15 protein-coding genes and 1 riboswitch are annotated in these 16,440 nt (G+C 76.5%); of the genes, 6 read left to right on the forward strand and 9 right to left on the reverse strand.

All coding sequences use genetic code 11. The features are described from left to right. Positions 1-18: 18 nt before the first annotated feature. Positions 19-1,110 carry a cobalt-precorrin-5B (C(1))-methyltransferase gene (locus ACI78V_RS03310; protein ID WP_456848885.1) on the reverse strand — a complete coding sequence of 364 codons (1,092 nt, stop codon included), beginning with the start codon at positions 1,108-1,110 and terminating at the stop codon, positions 19-21. 17 nt (positions 1,111-1,127) lie between these two features. Between ACI78V_RS03310 and ACI78V_RS03315 the strand changes: the two genes are divergently transcribed. Then, a complete protein-coding gene (locus tag ACI78V_RS03315) occupies positions 1,128-1,862 on the forward strand; it encodes a cobalt-precorrin-6A reductase (protein WP_456848887.1) in 735 nt (244 codons plus the stop codon). Between the two features lie 9 nt (positions 1,863-1,871). On the opposite strand, the gene ACI78V_RS03320 is transcribed toward ACI78V_RS03315, so the two are convergent. Next, positions 1,872-2,276, reverse strand: a complete 405-nt coding sequence (locus tag ACI78V_RS03320; RefSeq protein ID WP_456848889.1) for a hypothetical protein — start codon at positions 2,274-2,276, stop codon at positions 1,872-1,874. Positions 2,277-2,372: 96 nt separating this feature from the next. Between ACI78V_RS03320 and ACI78V_RS03325 the strand changes: the two genes are divergently transcribed. After that, the gene (locus ACI78V_RS03325; protein WP_456848891.1) at positions 2,373-3,023 is read left to right on the forward strand and encodes an HAD hydrolase-like protein; all 651 of its coding nucleotides are present in this window, start codon (positions 2,373-2,375) and stop codon (positions 3,021-3,023) included. A gap of 62 nt (positions 3,024-3,085) precedes the next feature. Further along, positions 3,086-3,577, forward strand: coding sequence for an FBP domain-containing protein (locus tag ACI78V_RS03330; protein WP_456848893.1), 492 nt, complete (start codon positions 3,086-3,088; stop codon positions 3,575-3,577). Between the two features lie 37 nt (positions 3,578-3,614). On the opposite strand, the gene ACI78V_RS03335 is transcribed toward ACI78V_RS03330, so the two are convergent. From ACI78V_RS03335 to ACI78V_RS03360, 6 genes are all read right to left on the reverse strand, one after another. Further along, entirely contained in the window at positions 3,615-4,841 is a 1,227-nt protein-coding gene (locus tag ACI78V_RS03335) for an MFS transporter (RefSeq protein WP_456848895.1), read from the reverse strand. Positions 4,842-4,900: 59 nt separating this feature from the next. Next, positions 4,901-6,070, reverse strand: a complete 1,170-nt coding sequence (mftD, locus tag ACI78V_RS03340) for a pre-mycofactocin synthase MftD (RefSeq protein ID WP_456848897.1) — start codon at positions 6,068-6,070, stop codon at positions 4,901-4,903. A gap of 129 nt (positions 6,071-6,199) precedes the next feature. Then, positions 6,200-7,705, reverse strand: a complete 1,506-nt coding sequence (locus ACI78V_RS03345) for a precorrin-2 C(20)-methyltransferase (protein ID WP_456848898.1) — start codon at positions 7,703-7,705, stop codon at positions 6,200-6,202. Continuing rightward, the gene (locus ACI78V_RS03350) at positions 7,702-8,322 is read right to left on the reverse strand and encodes a precorrin-8X methylmutase (RefSeq protein WP_456848900.1); all 621 of its coding nucleotides are present in this window, start codon (positions 8,320-8,322) and stop codon (positions 7,702-7,704) included. The genes ACI78V_RS03345 and ACI78V_RS03350 overlap by 4 nt, the downstream gene beginning before the upstream one ends. Next, positions 8,322-9,548, reverse strand: coding sequence for a precorrin-3B synthase (gene cobG / locus ACI78V_RS03355; RefSeq protein ID WP_456848902.1), 1,227 nt, complete (start codon positions 9,546-9,548; stop codon positions 8,322-8,324). The genes ACI78V_RS03350 and cobG overlap by 1 nt, the downstream gene beginning before the upstream one ends. A gap of 38 nt (positions 9,549-9,586) precedes the next feature. Next, a complete protein-coding gene (locus ACI78V_RS03360) occupies positions 9,587-10,282 on the reverse strand; it encodes a DUF4383 domain-containing protein (RefSeq protein WP_456848904.1) in 696 nt (231 codons plus the stop codon). A 135-nt stretch (positions 10,283-10,417) separates the two neighbouring features. Between ACI78V_RS03360 and ACI78V_RS03365 the strand changes: the two genes are divergently transcribed. The 3 genes from ACI78V_RS03365 (at position 10,418) to cobN (ending at position 15,403) form a co-directional block, all read left to right on the forward strand. Further along, positions 10,418-10,747, forward strand: coding sequence for a tetratricopeptide repeat protein (locus tag ACI78V_RS03365; protein WP_456848906.1), 330 nt, complete (start codon positions 10,418-10,420; stop codon positions 10,745-10,747). 140 nt (positions 10,748-10,887) lie between these two features. Further along, on the forward strand, positions 10,888-11,559 hold the full coding sequence (locus tag ACI78V_RS03370) for a TIGR04222 domain-containing membrane protein (protein WP_456848908.1): 672 nt from the start codon (positions 10,888-10,890) through the stop codon (positions 11,557-11,559). 91 nt (positions 11,560-11,650) lie between these two features. After that, positions 11,651-11,740: riboswitch (cobalamin riboswitch) on the forward strand. Between the two features lie 57 nt (positions 11,741-11,797). Then, positions 11,798-15,403 (forward strand): cobaltochelatase subunit CobN, encoded by a 3,606-nt coding sequence (gene cobN / locus ACI78V_RS03375; RefSeq protein ID WP_456848910.1) that lies wholly within the window; start codon positions 11,798-11,800, stop codon positions 15,401-15,403. A 273-nt stretch (positions 15,404-15,676) separates the two neighbouring features. Here the strand turns inward: cobN and ACI78V_RS03380 are convergent, their stop codons facing one another. Next, complete coding sequence (locus tag ACI78V_RS03380; protein WP_456848912.1) at positions 15,677-16,384, reverse strand: adenosylcobinamide-GDP ribazoletransferase; 708 nt, start codon at positions 16,382-16,384, stop codon at positions 15,677-15,679. Positions 16,385-16,440: the final 56 nt, after the last annotated feature.

Genomic DNA, 16,440 nt, shown 5'->3' on the forward strand with positions numbered 1-16,440 from the left:
GACAGCGGGGTCGGTCTGCTACGCGCGGCCGACGACGGTGCCGGCCCGGTCGATCACCACGACGTCGACCTCCACCGGCGCACCCCGCAGCACACCCAGCGCGGTCTCCCGCGCTCCGGCCGCCACCAGGTCGCCCAGGGGCAGACCCGCGGCCCGGCACTGCTGGAGGGCGTCGAGCGCGGTGTTCGCCGTCCGGACCCCCTCGACGAGTTCGGGCGGGCCACCCGCGTCCCGGACCCGGGCGGCCAGCGACTCGGTCGACACCTGCGAGCGGCCGGAGTGCAGGTCCAGGTGCCCGTCGGCCAGCTTGGCCAGCTTGCCGATGCCGCCGGCGACCGTCAGCCGCGGCACGGGGTGGCGGCGCAGGTACTTGAGGACGGCGCCGGCGAAGTCGCCCATGTCCAGCAGCGCGTCCTCGGGCAGCCCGTACAGCTCGGTGACCACCCGCTCGCTGGTCGAGCCGGTGCACCCCGCGACGTGCCGGTGCCCGGCCGCGCGCGCGACGTCGATGCCGCGCCGGATCGAGTCGATCCACGACGAGCACGAGTACGGGACGACGACCCCGGTCGTGCCCAGGACGGACAGCCCGCCGAGGATGCCCAGCCGCGGGTTCCACGTCCGCCGGGCCAGCTCCTCGCCGTGCTCGACGGACACCTCGACGACGACGTCGCCCGTGCCGCCGTGCCGGGCGGCGACCGCGGCCACGTGCTCGCGGATGAACTGCCGCGGCATGGGGTTGATCGCCGGCTCCCCGACCGGCAGCGGCAACCCCGGCTTGGTGACCGTGCCCACGCCGGGGCCCGCCCGGAACACCACGCCGCTGCCGGGCTCGCCGTGGGTGACGCGGGCGGAGACGAGCGCGCCGTGGGTGACGTCGGGGTCGTCGCCGGCGTCCTTGACGACCCCGGCGCTGGCGGCGCCGTCCTCCAGCTGCTCACGGGCCAGCGCGAAGGTCGGGTGCCGGTCGTTGGGGAGGTCGATGCCCACCGGGTCGGGGAACTCGCCGGTGAGCAACGCGGTGTACGCGGCCGTGGTGGCGGCGGTGGCGCAGGCGCCGGTGGTCCAGCCGTAGCGGAGCCCCGAGCCGCGCTCCCGTCCTGCCTCCGTCACCGGATCAGCATGCACACGTGGTCGGCGTGACCGGACGGGTGCTCGTGCTCGGCGGCACCGGCGAGGCCCGGTGGCTGGCCGAGCGCCTCGTCGCCGAGGGGGTCGAGGTGCTCAGCTCGCTGGCCGGACGGGTGGCCGATCCGCGACTGCCGCCGGGGGAGGTGCGGATCGGTGGCTTCGGCGGCGCGGACGGCCTGGCCGCGGCCCTGGCCGGCGTGGCCGCGGTCGTCGACGCGACCCATCCCTTCGCCGCCACGATGACCGCGCACGCCGCGGCCGCGGCCGCGGCCACGGGCACGCCGCTGCTGCGGCTGCAGCGCCCCGGCTGGACGGCGGGGCCCGGCGACGACTGGCGCTGGGTGGAGTCCCTGGACCAGGCCGCGGCGGCCGTGGCGCGGTACGGCTCGGTCTTCCTCACCACGGGCCGGCAGGGGCTGGCCGCCTTCGCCGGGCTGTCCGGCCGCTGCCTGGTCCGGGCGGTGGAGCCGCCGTCGCCTCCGCTGCCGGGACGGGTCACCGTGGTGCTGGCCCGGGGCCCGTTCACGGTCGAGGAGGAACGCACCCTGATGCGCCGGCACGACGTCGAGGTGCTCGTCACCAAGGACAGCGGTGGGGGGATGACCGCGGCGAAGCTCACCGCGGCCCGCGAGCTGGGCCTGCCGGTGGTCGTCGTCCGCCGTCCGCCGGTGCCCTCGGGCGTACCGCTCGTGGCGACGGTGGAGGAGGCGCTGGCGTGGGTCCTGGCCCGCTGAGTCCGCGGCTCAGACGTTGGCGGGCCAGAACGCCCAGGCGGTCACCCAGACGATGCCGATGGTCACGACCAGGGCGACCGGGACGTGTGCGGCGATCTGTCCGTGGCTGCCCAGCCAGGCCTGCAGGAAGGTGAGCAGGAAGGTGACGCCGGTCAGCGCCGCCGGCCACCACACGCGGGTGCGGCGGCCGTGGAGCGCGGTCGCCAGGAGGAGGAGGCCGGTGGTCACGTGCAGGGCGATCGCACCCGCCCCGTGCCCGTCGTCACCGACCGCGCCGCTCATGAGCCGGCCGGCGGAGAAGAACTGCCAGAGCAGCACGAGCACCGACAGCACGGCCGCGGCCTGGACCGGCCGGACGGTGGACGTGGACGTGGACGTGGACGTGGCGACGGCGTGCTCACGGGTCCGGGTCATCGGGTCCTCCGGTGGTCGGGCGCGGACGGGCGGGGTGTTTGAAGATTGCAGCAGCCACGCTCGGGCGACACCAGTCCCCGGACCTGGGGGTTCCCTGTGAACCGCCTGGTCCTGTTCGACCTCGACGGCACGCTGGTCGACTCCGCCCCGGGCATCTCCGCGTCGCTGCGGGCCGCCGCGGCCGCGGTCGGCCGGCCCGAGCCGACGCCCGCGCAGCTGCGCGCGATGGTCGGACCACCCCTGCAGGACGGCTTCGCGCTCGTCCTGGGCGTTCCGCCGGAGGACGTCCCGCGGGCGGTGGCCGCCTACCGGGCGCACTACACCGCCGGCGCGCTGCTCGACGTCACCGTCCACGCCGGCGTCCCGGAGCTGCTGGCGGAGCTGACCGCCCGGGGCGCGACGCTCGCGGTGGCGACCACCAAGCCCGAGCTGTTCGCCGTCCGGGTGCTGGAGCACACCGGGCTGCTGCCGGCGTTCGCGAGCGTGCACGGGGCCACCCTCGACGGCGCCGTCCGGCACAAGGACCAGGTGGTGGCCGCGGCGCTGGCCGCCCACCCCGGCGGCCGCGACCCGGTGCTGGTCGGCGACCGGGCCCACGACGTGCTGGGCGCCGCGGCTCACGGGCTCCCCTGCATCGGCGCGGGCTGGGGCCCGGGGGAGGACGGCGAGCTCGAGGCGGCCGGCGCCGCCGTCGTGGTGGGCACCCCGGCGGAGGTGCTGACGGCGCTGGACCGGAAAATCGGCTGACCACCCGGCGGTCGTCACGCACGATGTCCGCCGGCAGTCCCACGACGTGAGGAGCAGGAACGGTGCAGGCGCTGACCGAGCGGCAGGTACGGCGCTCGTTCGTGAACTGCTCACGCGGGGAGGCCGGCGGCCTGGCCCTGCCCCTGGGCTTCCCCGACCTCGACTGGGCGGAGCTCGAGGTGCTGGGCTGGCGCGACCCGAAGGCGCCGCTGCGCGGCTACCTCGTCCTCGAGGTCGACGACGGGCCGCTGGGCATCGCCGTCCGCGCCGCCGACACCCGGATGTCGAGCCGGACGACGGCCATGTGCCTGCTCTGCCAGACGGCGCAGACCGGGGACGCCGTCTCGCTGTTCACCGCCCGGCGGGTGGGTGAGGCCGGGCGCAACGGCAACACCGTGGGCACCTACATCTGCGCCGACCTCGCCTGCTCGCAGCGGGTCCGGACGGAGATCCCGCCGTGGCTGCAGGACCGGGACCCGGCCGAGGTGGTCGCGGAGCGGGCGGCGGAGCTGCGCGGACGCGTGCTCGGCTTCGTCGCCGCCGTCCGCCGCTGACGACCCCGTGCACGTCCGCGGATGTGCACGGCGGCATTCAGGCGGCGACGGGCTCCGGACGCTCCACGGCGGCGACCCGGCGCTCGGCGCGGCGCCGGCGCAGCAGGCCGGCCACCGCGGTCAGGGCCAGGACGACGAGCACCGCGCCGTAGACCTCGGCGGTCGGCCGCAGCCCCACCTCCCCGGCGGCGAGGCCCGCGACGATCGCCGGCACGCTGAACGCGAGGTAGCCCACGACGTAGACGCTGGAGAGCAGGCCCGCGCGGTCACCCGGCGCGACGCCGGCGGTGATGGTGCCCATGGCGCCGAGGAAGGCCGAGCCGAAGCCGAAGCCGGAGATCACCGAGGCGGCGAAGAACAGCAGCAGTGAGCCGGTGCCCAGCGCGGCGATGGCGGTGCTGACGCCGAGCACGAACAGCAGGGCGCCGCCGAGCATCGACCGGTGCGGGCGGACCCGCCACATCGTGATCGAGCCGATCGCACCGGTGCCCTGCATGGCGAGGATGAGCAGGCTGCCGACGAGGTGGTCGTCGACGCCGAAGACCCCGACCGCCAGCGAGGGGCCGAGGGAGAGGTACAGCCCGCCGAGCGCCCACATGGCCACCAGGCAGGGAAGGGCCACGAGGAAGGCGGGCCGGTGCGCGCGGGGGACCCGTACCTGCGGACGCAGCGAGGCGAGCGCACCGGGCGTCCGCGGCGAGGTCTCCGGCAGGACGGCGACCACCGCCGTGGCGACGAGGAACGCGACGGCCAGCGGGGCGAAGACCCAGCGGGTCGGCTCGGGGGCGTACTCGACGAGCACCCCGGCGCTGACCGCGCCGAGGGACAGGCCGACCGTCGGGGACGCGGCGTTGAGCATCGCGGCCAGCGGCCGGTCGCGGCGCTGCAGGTCCAGCAGCATCGCGCCGAGCGTTCCGGTCAGCACGCCGACGGAGAGCCCCTGCACCACGCGGGCGGCCAGCAGCCAGCCCACGCCGTCCGCCACGAGGAACAGCACGCCGGCCAGGACCTGGAGCAGCAGCCCGGCGGCGATGACCGGACGGCGGCCGACGTGGTCGGACAGCCGGCCCGCGACGAGCAGCGCGGCCAGCAGGGCGATCGCGTAGATGCCGAAGACGGTCGTCAGCACGCCGGCGGAGAACCCGAACCGCTCCTGGTAGACGCGGTACAGCGGCGAGGGCACCCCCGAGGCCGCGAGGACCAGGACCAGCAGCGTCGCGGCGGTCCAGAAGGCAGCTGGCCGGGGCAGGCGGCGGGAGGGCACGCAACTGGGCAAGCCCTCCCGCCGGAGCCGCATTCCCGCCGCCCGGCGGGTCGTGCGTCTCAGCTGCGGGTGAAGCCCGGCGGCAGGACGACGTCGTCGCGGGTGAGATCGTGCACCGACGACCTGCCCAGCCCCAGCAGCGCCTCGTCGATGCCCTGCCGGATGATCGACAGCACGTTCTGGACGCCGCGCTCACCGCCCGCGGCCATGCCCCACAGGTAGGCACGCCCGATCATCACGGCCTTGGCGCCCAGCGCCATCGCCCGGACGACGTCGCCGCCGCGGCGCACGCCGCCGTCCATCAGGACCTCGACCTGGTCGCCGACGGCCTCGGCGACGGCCGGCAGCGAGCGGATGGCGCCCGGGGTGCCGTCGAGGTTGTTACCGCCGTGGGTGGAGACGGAGATGGCGCTGACGCCGGCGTCGACCGCGCGGCGGGCGTCGTCGACCCGGGTGATGCCCTTGAGCATGAACGGCCCGCCCCACTGCTCACGCAGCCAGGCGACGTCCTCCCAGGTCGGCAGCGGGGTGCCCATCCACTCGCCGTACGCGCCGAAGAAGTTCGGCGGCTCCTGCCCGTCGAGGGCGAGGTTCGGCACGCTGAGCTCGGGGATCGAGCCGGTGCGCAGGTAGGTGGCCAGCCAGCGCGGCTTGCGCAGCACCTCGGGGGCGAACTTCAGGGCGTTCCTGACGTCGATCTTCTCGGGGATCGGCGGGCTGCCCCAGTCACGGCGGGAGGCGAAGGACCAGTCCAGCGTCATGATCAGGCCCTTGGCGCCGGCGGCGCGGGCGCGCTCGGCGCGGGCGAGGATCGTCTCGCGGGAGCCGACCCAGTACATCTGGAACAGGAGCTTGTCGGTGGCCGCGCCGACCTCCTCCACCGGCTTGCTGGCGAAGGAGGACAGCCCCATCGCGACGTCCTGCGCCTTGGCGGCGCGGGCGACGGCGACCTCACCGTCGGGGTGCACCGCCTGCACGCCGGTGGGGGAGATGAGCACGGGCATGGACACCTCCTGGCCCATGACCGTCGTCGCCAGCTCGCGCTTGGCCGACAGGCCGGCCACGTGCGGCCGCCAGGTGATCTCGTCGAAGGCGGCGACGTTGTCGTTGGCCGTCAGCCCCTTCTCGGTGCCGGCGACCAGCGCCATGTACACCGACCGCGGCAGCCGCTTCCTCGCGCGGTGCTGGGCCTCCTCGACGGTCTCGAACCAGTCCTTCGTGCTCGCCATGGGGTCCTCCCGCGCTCGGTCTCCAGCGGCCGACGGGCCCCGGCGAACCGGTGACGCCCGCCACGTCCGGCGACATGCTGCCAGTCGGTGGCACTGAGTGTCACGCGCGCCTTCCCGCCCGCGGAAGGCTCAGCTCCCGGCCGCGGGGTGGGTGCGCGGGCTGTAGACGACGCCGCCGGGCCCGACGCGGGTCTGCGAGGAGCCGACGAGCACCAGGCAGCGCATGTCCACCGTCTCGGGGTCGAGCTCGCCGAGGGTCGTGACGGTGACGCGTTCCTCCGGCCCGCCGACGTCGCGGCCCACCACGACCACGGTCTCGGGCGCTCGGGTCTGCAGCAGCACCTCGCGCGCCTCGCCGAGCTGGTGCGGGCGGGCCCTCGACCGGGGGTTGTACAGCGCGATCACCAGGTCGGCGGCCGCGGCGTGGCGCAGCCGGTCGACGACGACGTCCCACGGCTTGCGGACGTCGGAGAGGCTCAGCACGCAGAAGTCGGCCCCCAGCGGCGCGCCGACCCGCGCGGCCACGGCCTGGGCGGCGGTCAGGCCGGGGAGCACCCGCACCGGCACGCCCGCGAACTCCGGGCGGCCGGCCACCTCCAGCACCGCGGCCGCCATCGCGAACACCCCCGGGTCGCCGCTGGAGACGACCGCGACCCGTCGTCCCTGCCGGGCGAGGGTGAGGGCGTGCGCGGCCCGCTCGGCCTCCACCCGGTTGTCGCTGGGGTACCGCGTCTGCCGCGGGTTGACCGGCACCCGGTCCAGGTAGGGGCCGTAGCCCACGAGGTCGTCGGCGGCGGCCAGCGCCTCGACGGCCTCCGGCGTGGTCCACGAGCGGCGGCCCGGGCCCAGGCCCACCACGACCACCTCACCGGTGCGCGGTGCCGTCTCGTCGTGCTGCTCGGCGCCCGGCAGTGGCCCGGTCAGGGCGCTGGGGAGCAGGGCGAGGGAGAAGTAGGGGACGGTCGCGGGGTCGACGTCGGCCAGCGGGAGGGTGCGCTCGCGGGGGGTGCTGGCCCGCTCGACGTAGAGGGCCCGCTCGAGCACCCCGGCCCGGTCGAACGCCTCCCGCACCTGCGGGAACGTGCGGCCGAGCTTGAGCACCGCGGCCGAGTCGGTGGTGGCCAGCCACTCGGCGAGCTCGTCGGCCGGCAGCGTCCCGGGCAGCACGGTGAGCACCTCGTCGCGCTCCACCAGCGGCCGCCCGACGGCCGCGGCGGCCCCGCTGACGCTGGTCACCCCCGGGACGACCTCGGTCGGGTAGCGGTGCGCCAGCCGCTTGTGCATGTGCATGTAGGAGCCGTAGAAGAACGGGTCCCCCTCGGCGAGGACGACGACGTCCCGGCCGGCGTCCAGGTGCGCGGCCAGGCGCGCCGCGGCCGCCTCGTAGAACTCGTCGATGGCGCCCTGGTAGCCGCCGGGGTGGTCGGTGGTCTCGGTGGTCACCGGGTACACCAGCAGCTCCTCCACCTGGCCCTCGCGCAGGTAGGGCGCGGCCAGCGCACGGGCGACCGAGCGGCCGTGCTGGGCGGCGTGGAAGGCGACGACGTCGGCGGTGCCGATCAGCCGGGCGGCCTTGACGGTGACCAGTTCCGGGTCGCCGGGCCCCAGCCCGACGCCGTAGAGCCGTCCGCTCACTCGGCGTCGCTCGCGATCGCGTTGACCGCCGCCGCGGTGATCGCGCTGCCGCCGCGGCGGCCGCGGACGACCAGGTGCGCCAGGTCGCTGTCCGCCAGCGCCTCCTTCGACTCCGCGGCGCCGACGAAGCCGACCGGGATCCCGAGGACGGCGGCCGGCCGGGGCGCGCCCGCAGCGACCATCTCCAGCAGGTGGAACAGGGCGGTCGGGGCGTTGCCGATCGCCACGACGGCGCCGTCGAGGCGGTCGCGCCACAGCTCCAGCGCCGCCGCCGTGCGGGTCGTCCCCAGGTCGGCGGCGAGCCCGGGCGTGCGCGGGTCGCCGAGGGTGCAGACGACGTCGTTGTGCTTCGGCAGCCGGGCGCGGGTGATCCCCGAGGCCACCATCCGCGCGTCGCACAGCACCGGCGCCCCGGCGTCCAGCGCCTCCCGCGCCCGGACCACGACGTCGGGTGACCAGGCGAGGTCGGCCACGAGGTCCACCTGCCCGCAGGCGTGGACCATCCGCACCGCCACGCGGGCGACGTCCTCGGGCAGGCCGGAGAGGTCGGCCTCGGCGCGGATGGTGGCGAACGAGCGCCGGTAGATCTCCGCGCCGTCCTTCTCGTACTCGTACATCAGGCCTTCCCGATCCGGTATCCGGTCCCTGTCGCCACCACGTCGACCGCCTCGCCCCGCGGGCGGCCGCAGCGGCGCTCGCAGCCGGCCCAGTGCTGCCGGGCGCCGCCGGCGGGCAGCGTGCCGGTGGCCACGGCGCGGGCGGCGTCGGCCCGGACGTCGGCCAGCGACTTCGCGCACCCGGGACGCCCGGCGCACGCGGTCACCCGGGTCCACGGGCTGTCGGCGTCGAAGACCATGCCGGTCCGGTGCAGGGCGACGGCGGCGTCGTCGACGGCGTCCTCGGCGAGGTCCGGGACGACGACGCTGCGCCACGGGGTCAGCTGCACCTCGTCCGCGAGCCGGGCGAGCAGGTCGGCCTGGTCGGCGCCGAGCCGCCCGAGCGGGACGACGCCGACCAGCGCGACCCGGCCGTCGTCCTGGGTCACCGCACCACAACTCCGTCGTCCTCCGGACGACCCCGCGACCAGGTGCCGTTCCCCGCCGGCGGGGAGCCGCTGCCCGTGTCCCGGTCGGGGAGCCTCCGGCCCCCGCGACCGGTCCACCGCGGTCGTGACCCGCCGGGTCACCCGAGCCGGGCCGTCGTCGAGCTCGGCCAGCCGCCATGCGGTGCCGCCCTGGGCGGCGCGCTCGTCGAGGAAGGCGCGGACGGCGGTCAGCGCGAGTGCGACGGCGTCCGCGGGGCCGGCCCGCAGGCCGCTGTCGGCGCCGGCGAGGGTGAGGGCGGCCTCGCCGGGCCCGAGGGCGAGCAGGCCGACGTCACCGCCGAGGCCGGCGACGTCGCCGCGGCCGTCGTCCAGCGTGGCGAGGAAGCGGCCGGGCAGCGCGGCGGACGCCGGCTCGGCGCAGAGCCCGGCGTCCAGCGCCGCGACCCACGGGCGGACGTCGACGTGCCCGCCGGCGCGGCCGGTGAGGACGCTCGCCAGCACGTTGCGGACCCGCTCGTGGGTGGCGCTGGGCAGCAGGCCCGCCACCGCCAGCCGGCGCCCCAGGTCGGCAGCGGCGCCGTCGGCCAGCCCGCGCAGCTGCACGTTGCCCCGGCTGGTCAGCTCGAGCGCGCCGTCGCCCAGCTCCCGGGCGGCGTCGGCCAGCACCCGCACCTGGGCGGCGGTGAGCAGGCCGCCGGGGACCCGCACCCGGGCCAGCGCGCCGTCGGCGGCGGCGTGGGTCTGCAGCGCTCCGGGACAGGCGTCGTCCCGGAGGCGGACGGCGGGGGCGGCGGTCATGGCGCTGGCGAGGGTACGGCCCGCCGCGCCCGGGCTCCTCAGCCGAGTGTGCGGCCGCCCGCGTCGAAGGACATCCACACCTGCCGGCGCTCGGCCCGCGAGTGCACCCGGGCCATCGCCTCGACCCGGCGCCGCTGGTCGGCGGTGGCGGTGTGCTGGACGACGGCGACCTCGGCGTCGCGCATCGCCCGCTCGGCGGCGAACTCCTCGGGCGTGGAGGGGTTCTCGTCGACGTACTCGTCGGCCGGCCGGGGGTGGGCGTAGGGGCTGTCGTCGGGCAGGTGCCCGCCGATCCGGCCGTAGGCGCCCAGCACCAGCAGGAGCAGGCCGGCGACGAAGGAGAAGACGACGTTGCGGAACTCGAACGCCAGGATGTTGAACGACGTCCGCAGCACCGCCAGGTTCAGCAGGCCGGAGAGCAGGAACAGGACACCGATGACGATCATCACCGTCGAGGCGGTCCGGGGGCTGCGGGCCGCGGCGACGAGCAGGACGACGGCCACGACCACCGAGATGGTCGACAGCAAGCCGTTGGACGACAGGCCGAGGATGCGCTGACCGTCGGTGGAGAAGAAGTCCAGGCCCCCGGCGTAGCCGAGGAGGCCGAAGACCAGGAGGAACAGCGCCACGAGGACGGCGCCGGTGCGTTGCACGGCGAACACGCGGGCGCCCGGGCTCGGGTGGTCCTCCGTCGTGTGGGCCGTGCGGTGCGGGAGGTGCAGTCGCAGTGCCATGGGGAGCTCCCAGGAGAGGCGGGACGATGCCCATTGTTCGCCTCCGGTGCGCTCCTGGATGCGGTCCGTGCCGATTTCCCGCCGCCCGGTCGGGACCGCGGGAAGGGCCGCGGGGTCCGCGCCGTTCCCCCGGGCATGAGCCGTCCGTTCGAGATCGACCTGCACTCCGAGTTCCTCCGCGCCGACCTGTTCCTCTCCATGGGGCAGCCGATCGAGGCGGCCAAGGTGCTGGGGCCCGTCGTCGAGGCGGAGCCGGGCAACCAGGCGGCGCTCGAACTGCTGGCGCGGGCCTACTTCGGCTCGGCGCAGCTCGGCCGCGCCGAGGAGACGCTGACCCGGCTGGTCGAGGCGGCGCCGGCCAACGGCTGGGCCCGCCGGGCGCTGGCCCGCACGCTGGAGCGGCAGAGCCGCGGCGACGAGGCCGTGGCGCACCACCGGATGGCCGACGCGCTCGGCGCCGAGTGACCGTCCCGGCCTGACCGGGCCGCGGGCGGTCGTGCCCGCGGCCCCGGTCGCGCGGGCGACCACTGGCCGCTCCCAGCATCCCGTGCGACCGTCTCCCCCGCGGCCGGCGTGGCCGCCGCACCTCGCGAGAGGACGCCGACATGACCGGGATCCGCACCGCCGCCGTCGACCTGGACCTGTACGCGATCGCCTGGCTGGCCGGTGGGCCGCGCCGGGTCGTCGAAACCGCCGTCGTCGCCCTCGTCGACAGCGGCCGGGTCCGGGCCGGCCGGCCCACGGGGGAGCTGCACGTCGTCGCCGCCCGCCCCCGGCACGCGGTGGAGGCCGCCGTGCTGGACGCCGTCGGCGACCGCGGCCGGCGGACCGTCGAGGGCGTCTACTGGCGGGTGCGCAGTGACGCACGGCTCGCCGGGGTCGGGAGCCGGCTGGAGGAGGCGGGACTGCTCGCGCGGGGCGCCGGGGACCCGTCGGCGCGACGCCGGGCCTGGGAGCCGACCCGCACCCGGGCCGGGCGACGTGCGCTGCGTGCGGTCCGCCGCGACCTCCCGCCCCACCTGGTGGGCGGCGGGACCGAGGCCCTGCTCGTGGCGCTGTCGGGACCCGGTGCCATGACCGACCCGGACCTGCGCGCCGTGGTCTTCGACCCGCCGCGCCCCGCGCTCCCGCCCGTCCCCCGGCGGGAGCGGGCACCCGTCCCGTTCTCCGACGGCCGCGGCGGCGGGTACGTCGCCGGCGGCTTCGGGGGCTACGCGGCCTTCGGCGGCGGCGGCGGCGACTGCGGGGGCGGCGGGGACGGCGGCGGGGGCTGCTGAGCCGCGCCCCGAGCGGCACCTCCGCCTGCGCGCCCGCGGTGTGCGCCGCCCTCGGCCTCGACCCGGAGAGCCCCCGCCCGGCCCGGTAGCGTGCGGGCACCACGGCAAGCGCAGCGAGGAAGCCGGTGCGATTCCGGCGCGGTCCCGCCACTGTGAACCCCTCGGGGAAGCCAGACACTCGGCGCTTCCCGTGCCCGACGACCCGGGGCGCGGACCCCGAGTGAGGAAGCGCGCCCCAGTGTTCACCCTGCTCTCCACCAGCGACACCGACCTGCTCTCGGCCCGCGCGAGCGACGCCGGCTGGCGGCTGGGCAACCCCGCCCGCCTCGACGCCGCGGGGGTCGCGGCCCTCGTCGAGGGCGCGGAGCTGGTCGTCGTCCGGCTGCTGGGCGTGCGCCGCCAGTTCGAGGAGCTGCTGGCGCCGCTGCTGGCCGGCCCCGCACCGGTGGTCGTCCTCGGTGGGGAACAGCTGCCCGACGCCGAGCTGATGGAGCTGTCCACCGTCCCCATGGGTGTGGCCACCGAGGCGCACGGCTACCTCGCGCAGGGCGGCCCGGACAACCTCGCCCAGCTGCACCGCTTCCTCTCCGACACCGTGCTGCTCACCGGCGAGGGGTTCGAGGCGCCGTCGGTCGCGCCGGACTGGGGGGTCCTCCAGCGGTCCCGCGCCGGTGACGGGCCGACCGTCGCCGTCCTCTACTACCGGGCCCACCACCTGGCCGGGAACACCGGCTTCGTCGAGGCGCTGTGCACCGCGATCGAGGACGCCGGCGGCCGCGCGCTGCCGGTCTTCACCTCCAGCCTGCGCTCGGTGGACCCGGAGCTGCTGGAGACGCTGCGCGCCGCCGACGCGCTGGTCGTCACGGTGCTCGCCGCGGGTGGCTCGCGGCCGGCCACCGCGCAGGCCGGCGGGGACGACGGCGCGTGGGACGTCGGCGCGCTGGCCTCGCTCGACGTGCCGGTGCTGCAGGGCCTGTGCCTGACCCGCTCCCGCGACGAGTGGCTGGCCGACGACGACGGGCTCTCGCCGCTCGACGTCGGCAACCAGGTGGCCATCCCCGAGTTCGACGGCCGGCTGATCAGCGTGCCGTTCTCCTTCAAGGAGACCGACGCCGACGGCCTGACCAGCTACGTCGCCGACCCCGAGCGGGCGGCCCGGGTGGCCGGGACGGCGGTGGCCCACGCGCGGCTGCGGTCGGTGCCGCCCGCGCACCGGCGGGTCGTGGTGATGCTGTCGGCCTACCCGACCAAGCACGCGCGGATCGGCAACGCCGTCGGGCTGGACACCCCGGCGTCCGTCGTCCGCCTGCTGGCCGCGCTGTCCGGCGCCGGCTACGACGTCGGCCCGTTCGACGGCCCCGGCGCGCTGCCCGGCGTGGCCGACCTGGACGGCGACGCGCTGGTGCACGCGCTGATCGCCGCCGGCGGGCAGGACGCCGACTGGCTGACCGCCGAGCAGCTGTCGGGCAACCCGGTGCGCATCCCCGCCCCGGACTACCGCGCCTTCTTCGAGACGTTGCCGGCAGATCTGCAGACGGCGGTGGTCGAGCACTGGGGGGAGCCGCCGGGCGCGCTGTTCGTGGACGGGGACGAGATCGTCTTCGCCGCGCTGCGGGCGGGCAACGTCGTGGTGATGGTCCAGCCGCCGCGCGGCTTCGGGGAGAACCCGATCGCGATCTACCACGACCCCGACCTCCCGCCGTCGCACCACTACCTGGCCGCCTACTGGTGGTTGCGCTCGGTCTTCGGTGCGCACGCGCTCGTGCACGTCGGCAAGCACGGCAACCTGGAGTGGCTGCCGGGCAAGACGGTCGGCCTGTCGGCCTCGTGCGCGCCGGACGCCGCGATCGGGGACCTCCCGCTGGTCTACCCGTTCCTGGTCAACGACCCGGGGGAGGGCTCGCAGGCCAAGCGGCGGGCGCACGCCACCCTGGTCGACCACCTGGTGCCGCCGATGGCCCGCGCCGAGACCTACGGCGACATCGCGCGGCTGGAGCAGCTGCTCGACGAGCACGCCAACGTCGCCGCGATGGACCCCGCGAAGCTGCCCGCCGTCCGGGCGCAGATCTGGACGCTGATCCAGGCCGCCCGCCTCGACCACGATCTCGGGCTGGCCGACCGGCCGCACGACGCCGAGTTCGACGAGCTGATCCTGCACGTCGACGGCTGGCTCTGTGAGATCAAGGACTCGCAGATCCGCGACGGCCTGCACGTGCTCGGCAGTCCGCCGGCAGGTCAGGACCGGGTCGACCTGGTGCTGGCGGTGCTGCGGGCCCGGCAGATCTGGGGCGGCGCGGTGGCCCTGCCCGGGCTGCGGGAGGCGCTGGGCCTGGCCGAGGGCGCCTCCCGCACCGAGACCGACGCGGTCGAGGCGCGGGCCGCGGCGCTGGTGTCCGGCATGGAGGCGGCCGGGTGGACGTCGTCCGCGGTGCCGTCGGTGGTGACCTCCGTGCTCGGCGGGCCGTCCCCCGACGTCGAGGCCGTGCTCCGGTTCGCCGTCGACGAGGTCGTGCCCCGGCTGGAGCGCACCACCGACGAGCTCGACGCCGTCCTGCACGCCCTCGACGGCGGGTACGTCCCGGCCGGGCCGTCGGGGTCGCCGCTGCGCGGGCTGGTCAACGTGCTGCCGACCGGCCGCAACTTCTACTCCGTCGACCCGCGGGCGATCCCCTCGCGGCTGGCCTGGGAGACCGGGCAGGCGATGGCCGAGTCACTGGTCGAGCGGTACCGCGCCGACACGGGGTCGTGGCCACGCTCGGTCGGACTGTCGGTGTGGGGCACGTCGGCGATGCGCACCTCCGGGGACGACGTCGGCGAGGTGCTGGCGCTGCTCGGCGTCCGCCCGGTGTGGGACGACGCGTCGCGGCGGGTGACCGGGCTGGAGCCGGTCGCGCTGGAGGAGCTGGGCCGACCGCGGATCGACGTCACCGTCCGGATCTCGGGCTTCTTCCGGGACGCCTTCCCGCACGTGGTCACCATGCTGGACGACGCGGTGACCCTGGTGGCGGGCCTGGACGAGTCCCCGTCGGACAACTTCGTGCGGGCGCACGTGGACGCCGACGTCGCCGCGCACGGCGACCGCCGTCGGGCGACGACCCGGGTGTTCGGCTCGAAGCCCGGTGCCTACGGGGCCGGGCTGCTGCCGCTGATCGACTCGCGGGACTGGCGGGGGGACGCCGATCTCGCCGAGGTCTACGCGGTGTGGGGCGGCTACGCCTACGGCCGCGGGCTGGACGGCGTCGCCGCCCGGCCGGACATGGAGTCGGCCTACCGGCGGATCGCGGTGGCGGCGAAGAACGTGGACACCCGCGAGCACGACATCGCCGACTCCGACGACTACTTCCAGTACCACGGCGGGATGGTGGCGACCGTCCGCGCGCTCACCGGCCGGGCGCCGGCCGCCTACATCGGCGACTCCACCCGGCCGGAGTCGGTGCGCACGCGGTCGCTGACCGAGGAGACCGCGCGGGTCTTCCGCGCCCGGGTGGTGAACCCCCGGTGGCTGGCCGCGATGCGCCGGCACGGCTACAAGGGCGCCTTCGAGCTCGCCGCGACCGTCGACTACCTGTTCGGCTACGACGCCACGACCGGTGTGGTCGCGGACTGGATGTACGAGCAGCTCACGCAGGCCTACGTGCTGGACCCGGAGAACCGCGCGTTCCTCGAGCAGGCCAACCCGTGGGCGCTGCACGGCATCGCCGAGCGGCTCCTGGAGGCCGCCGACCGGCAGCTGTGGGCGGAGCCGGACCCCGCGCTGCTGGCCGAGCTGCAGCAGGCCTACCTCGACACGGAGGGGGACCTGGAGGGGGGCGAGACCGCGGCCCAGCAGGGCGCCGCGGGCTGAGGCGTGCATCGACGGCGCCGTTCGGGGTACCCCACCTGCATGAGCATCCTCGGACGACTGATGGGCACGGCAGAGAACACTGCGCGCACCGCCGCTCGCGGGGGGCGGGCGACCGGACGTGGGGCCGTCGGCCGCGGGGCCGCCGGTCGTGGGATGGGCCGCGCGGCGACCGGTCGCGGCATGGGCCGGACGGCCGGCCGCGGCCGGCCGACCACCGCCGCCTCCGGCGGGCTCAGCAGGCTGATGGGTGGTCTGCTGGGCCGTCACTGACGGTCAGGGGACGACGGCCGCGGCCACCAGCAGGGTGACTGCGGCCGTCACCTCCGCCATCGCACCCATGACGTCGCCGGTGACGCCGCCCAGTCGGGTGAGCGCCCGGCGCAGGAGGAGTTCGGCCGCGGCCAGGCCGGCCAGCGCGCTGCCGGCCAGGGCAGCGGCGAGCGCCCACTCGCCGGCCGCGCCCGCCGCGACGGTGCCCGCCGACAGCAGCAGGACGCCCGCCCACCACCGTCGCGAGACGGTGCCGGTGACCGCCCGCCCGAGGGAGGACCCCTCGGCCGCCGGGACGCCGGGCAGGCCGGTGCGCGTCATCGCCAGCCGCGCGGACAGGACGGCCGTCCAGAGCGCCGCCCAGCCGTGGTCGGTGCTCAGCAGCGCGGCGGCGGCGGCGACCTGCAGCAGCACGGTGAGCAGCAGCGTGACGACGCCGAAGGGCCCGACGTCCCCCTGGCGCATGACCTGCAGTGCACGCTCCCGCCCGCGCAGGGGTCCCAGCCCGTCGGCGGTGTCGGCCAGCCCGTCCAGGTGCAGGCCGCGGGTGAGCGCGGCCAGGACGGCGACCGCCAGCACCGCTCCCGCGAGCGGCGAGACCAGCCGGGTGCCGGCGACCGCCACCGCGGTCGCCACCCCGCCCAGGAGCAGGCCCACCAGGGGCGCCCAGGGCAGCACCCCGCCCGTACCCGACGCCGCGCGCGCCGGCACCCGGACGACGGTGAGCAGCGCGAGTGACTCGCACGGCCCGCTCCACCGGGGTCTCG

Source organism: Geodermatophilus sp. SYSU D00742 (genome assembly GCF_054049935.1).

Bases quoted from the DNA above. Each gene is read 5' to 3' on its own strand.
- ACI78V_RS03320 (WP_456848889.1), bottom strand. From the start codon at position 2,276: ATGACCCGGACCCGTGAGCACGCCGTCGCCACGTCCACGTCCACGTCC.
- mftD (WP_456848897.1), bottom strand. From the start codon at position 6,070: ATGGCGAGCACGAAGGACTGGTTCGAGACCGTCGAGGAGGCCCAGCAC.
- ACI78V_RS03350 (WP_456848900.1), bottom strand. From the start codon at position 8,322: ATGTACGAGTACGAGAAGGACGGCGCGGAGATCTACCGGCGCTCGTTC.
- cobG (WP_456848902.1), bottom strand. From the start codon at position 9,548: ATGACCGCCGCCCCCGCCGTCCGCCTCCGGGACGACGCCTGTCCCGGA.
- ACI78V_RS03360 (WP_456848904.1), bottom strand. From the start codon at position 10,282: ATGGCACTGCGACTGCACCTCCCGCACCGCACGGCCCACACGACGGAG.
- ACI78V_RS03365 (WP_456848906.1), top strand. From the start codon at position 10,418: ATGAGCCGTCCGTTCGAGATCGACCTGCACTCCGAGTTCCTCCGCGCC.
- ACI78V_RS03370 (WP_456848908.1), top strand. From the start codon at position 10,888: ATGACCGGGATCCGCACCGCCGCCGTCGACCTGGACCTGTACGCGATC.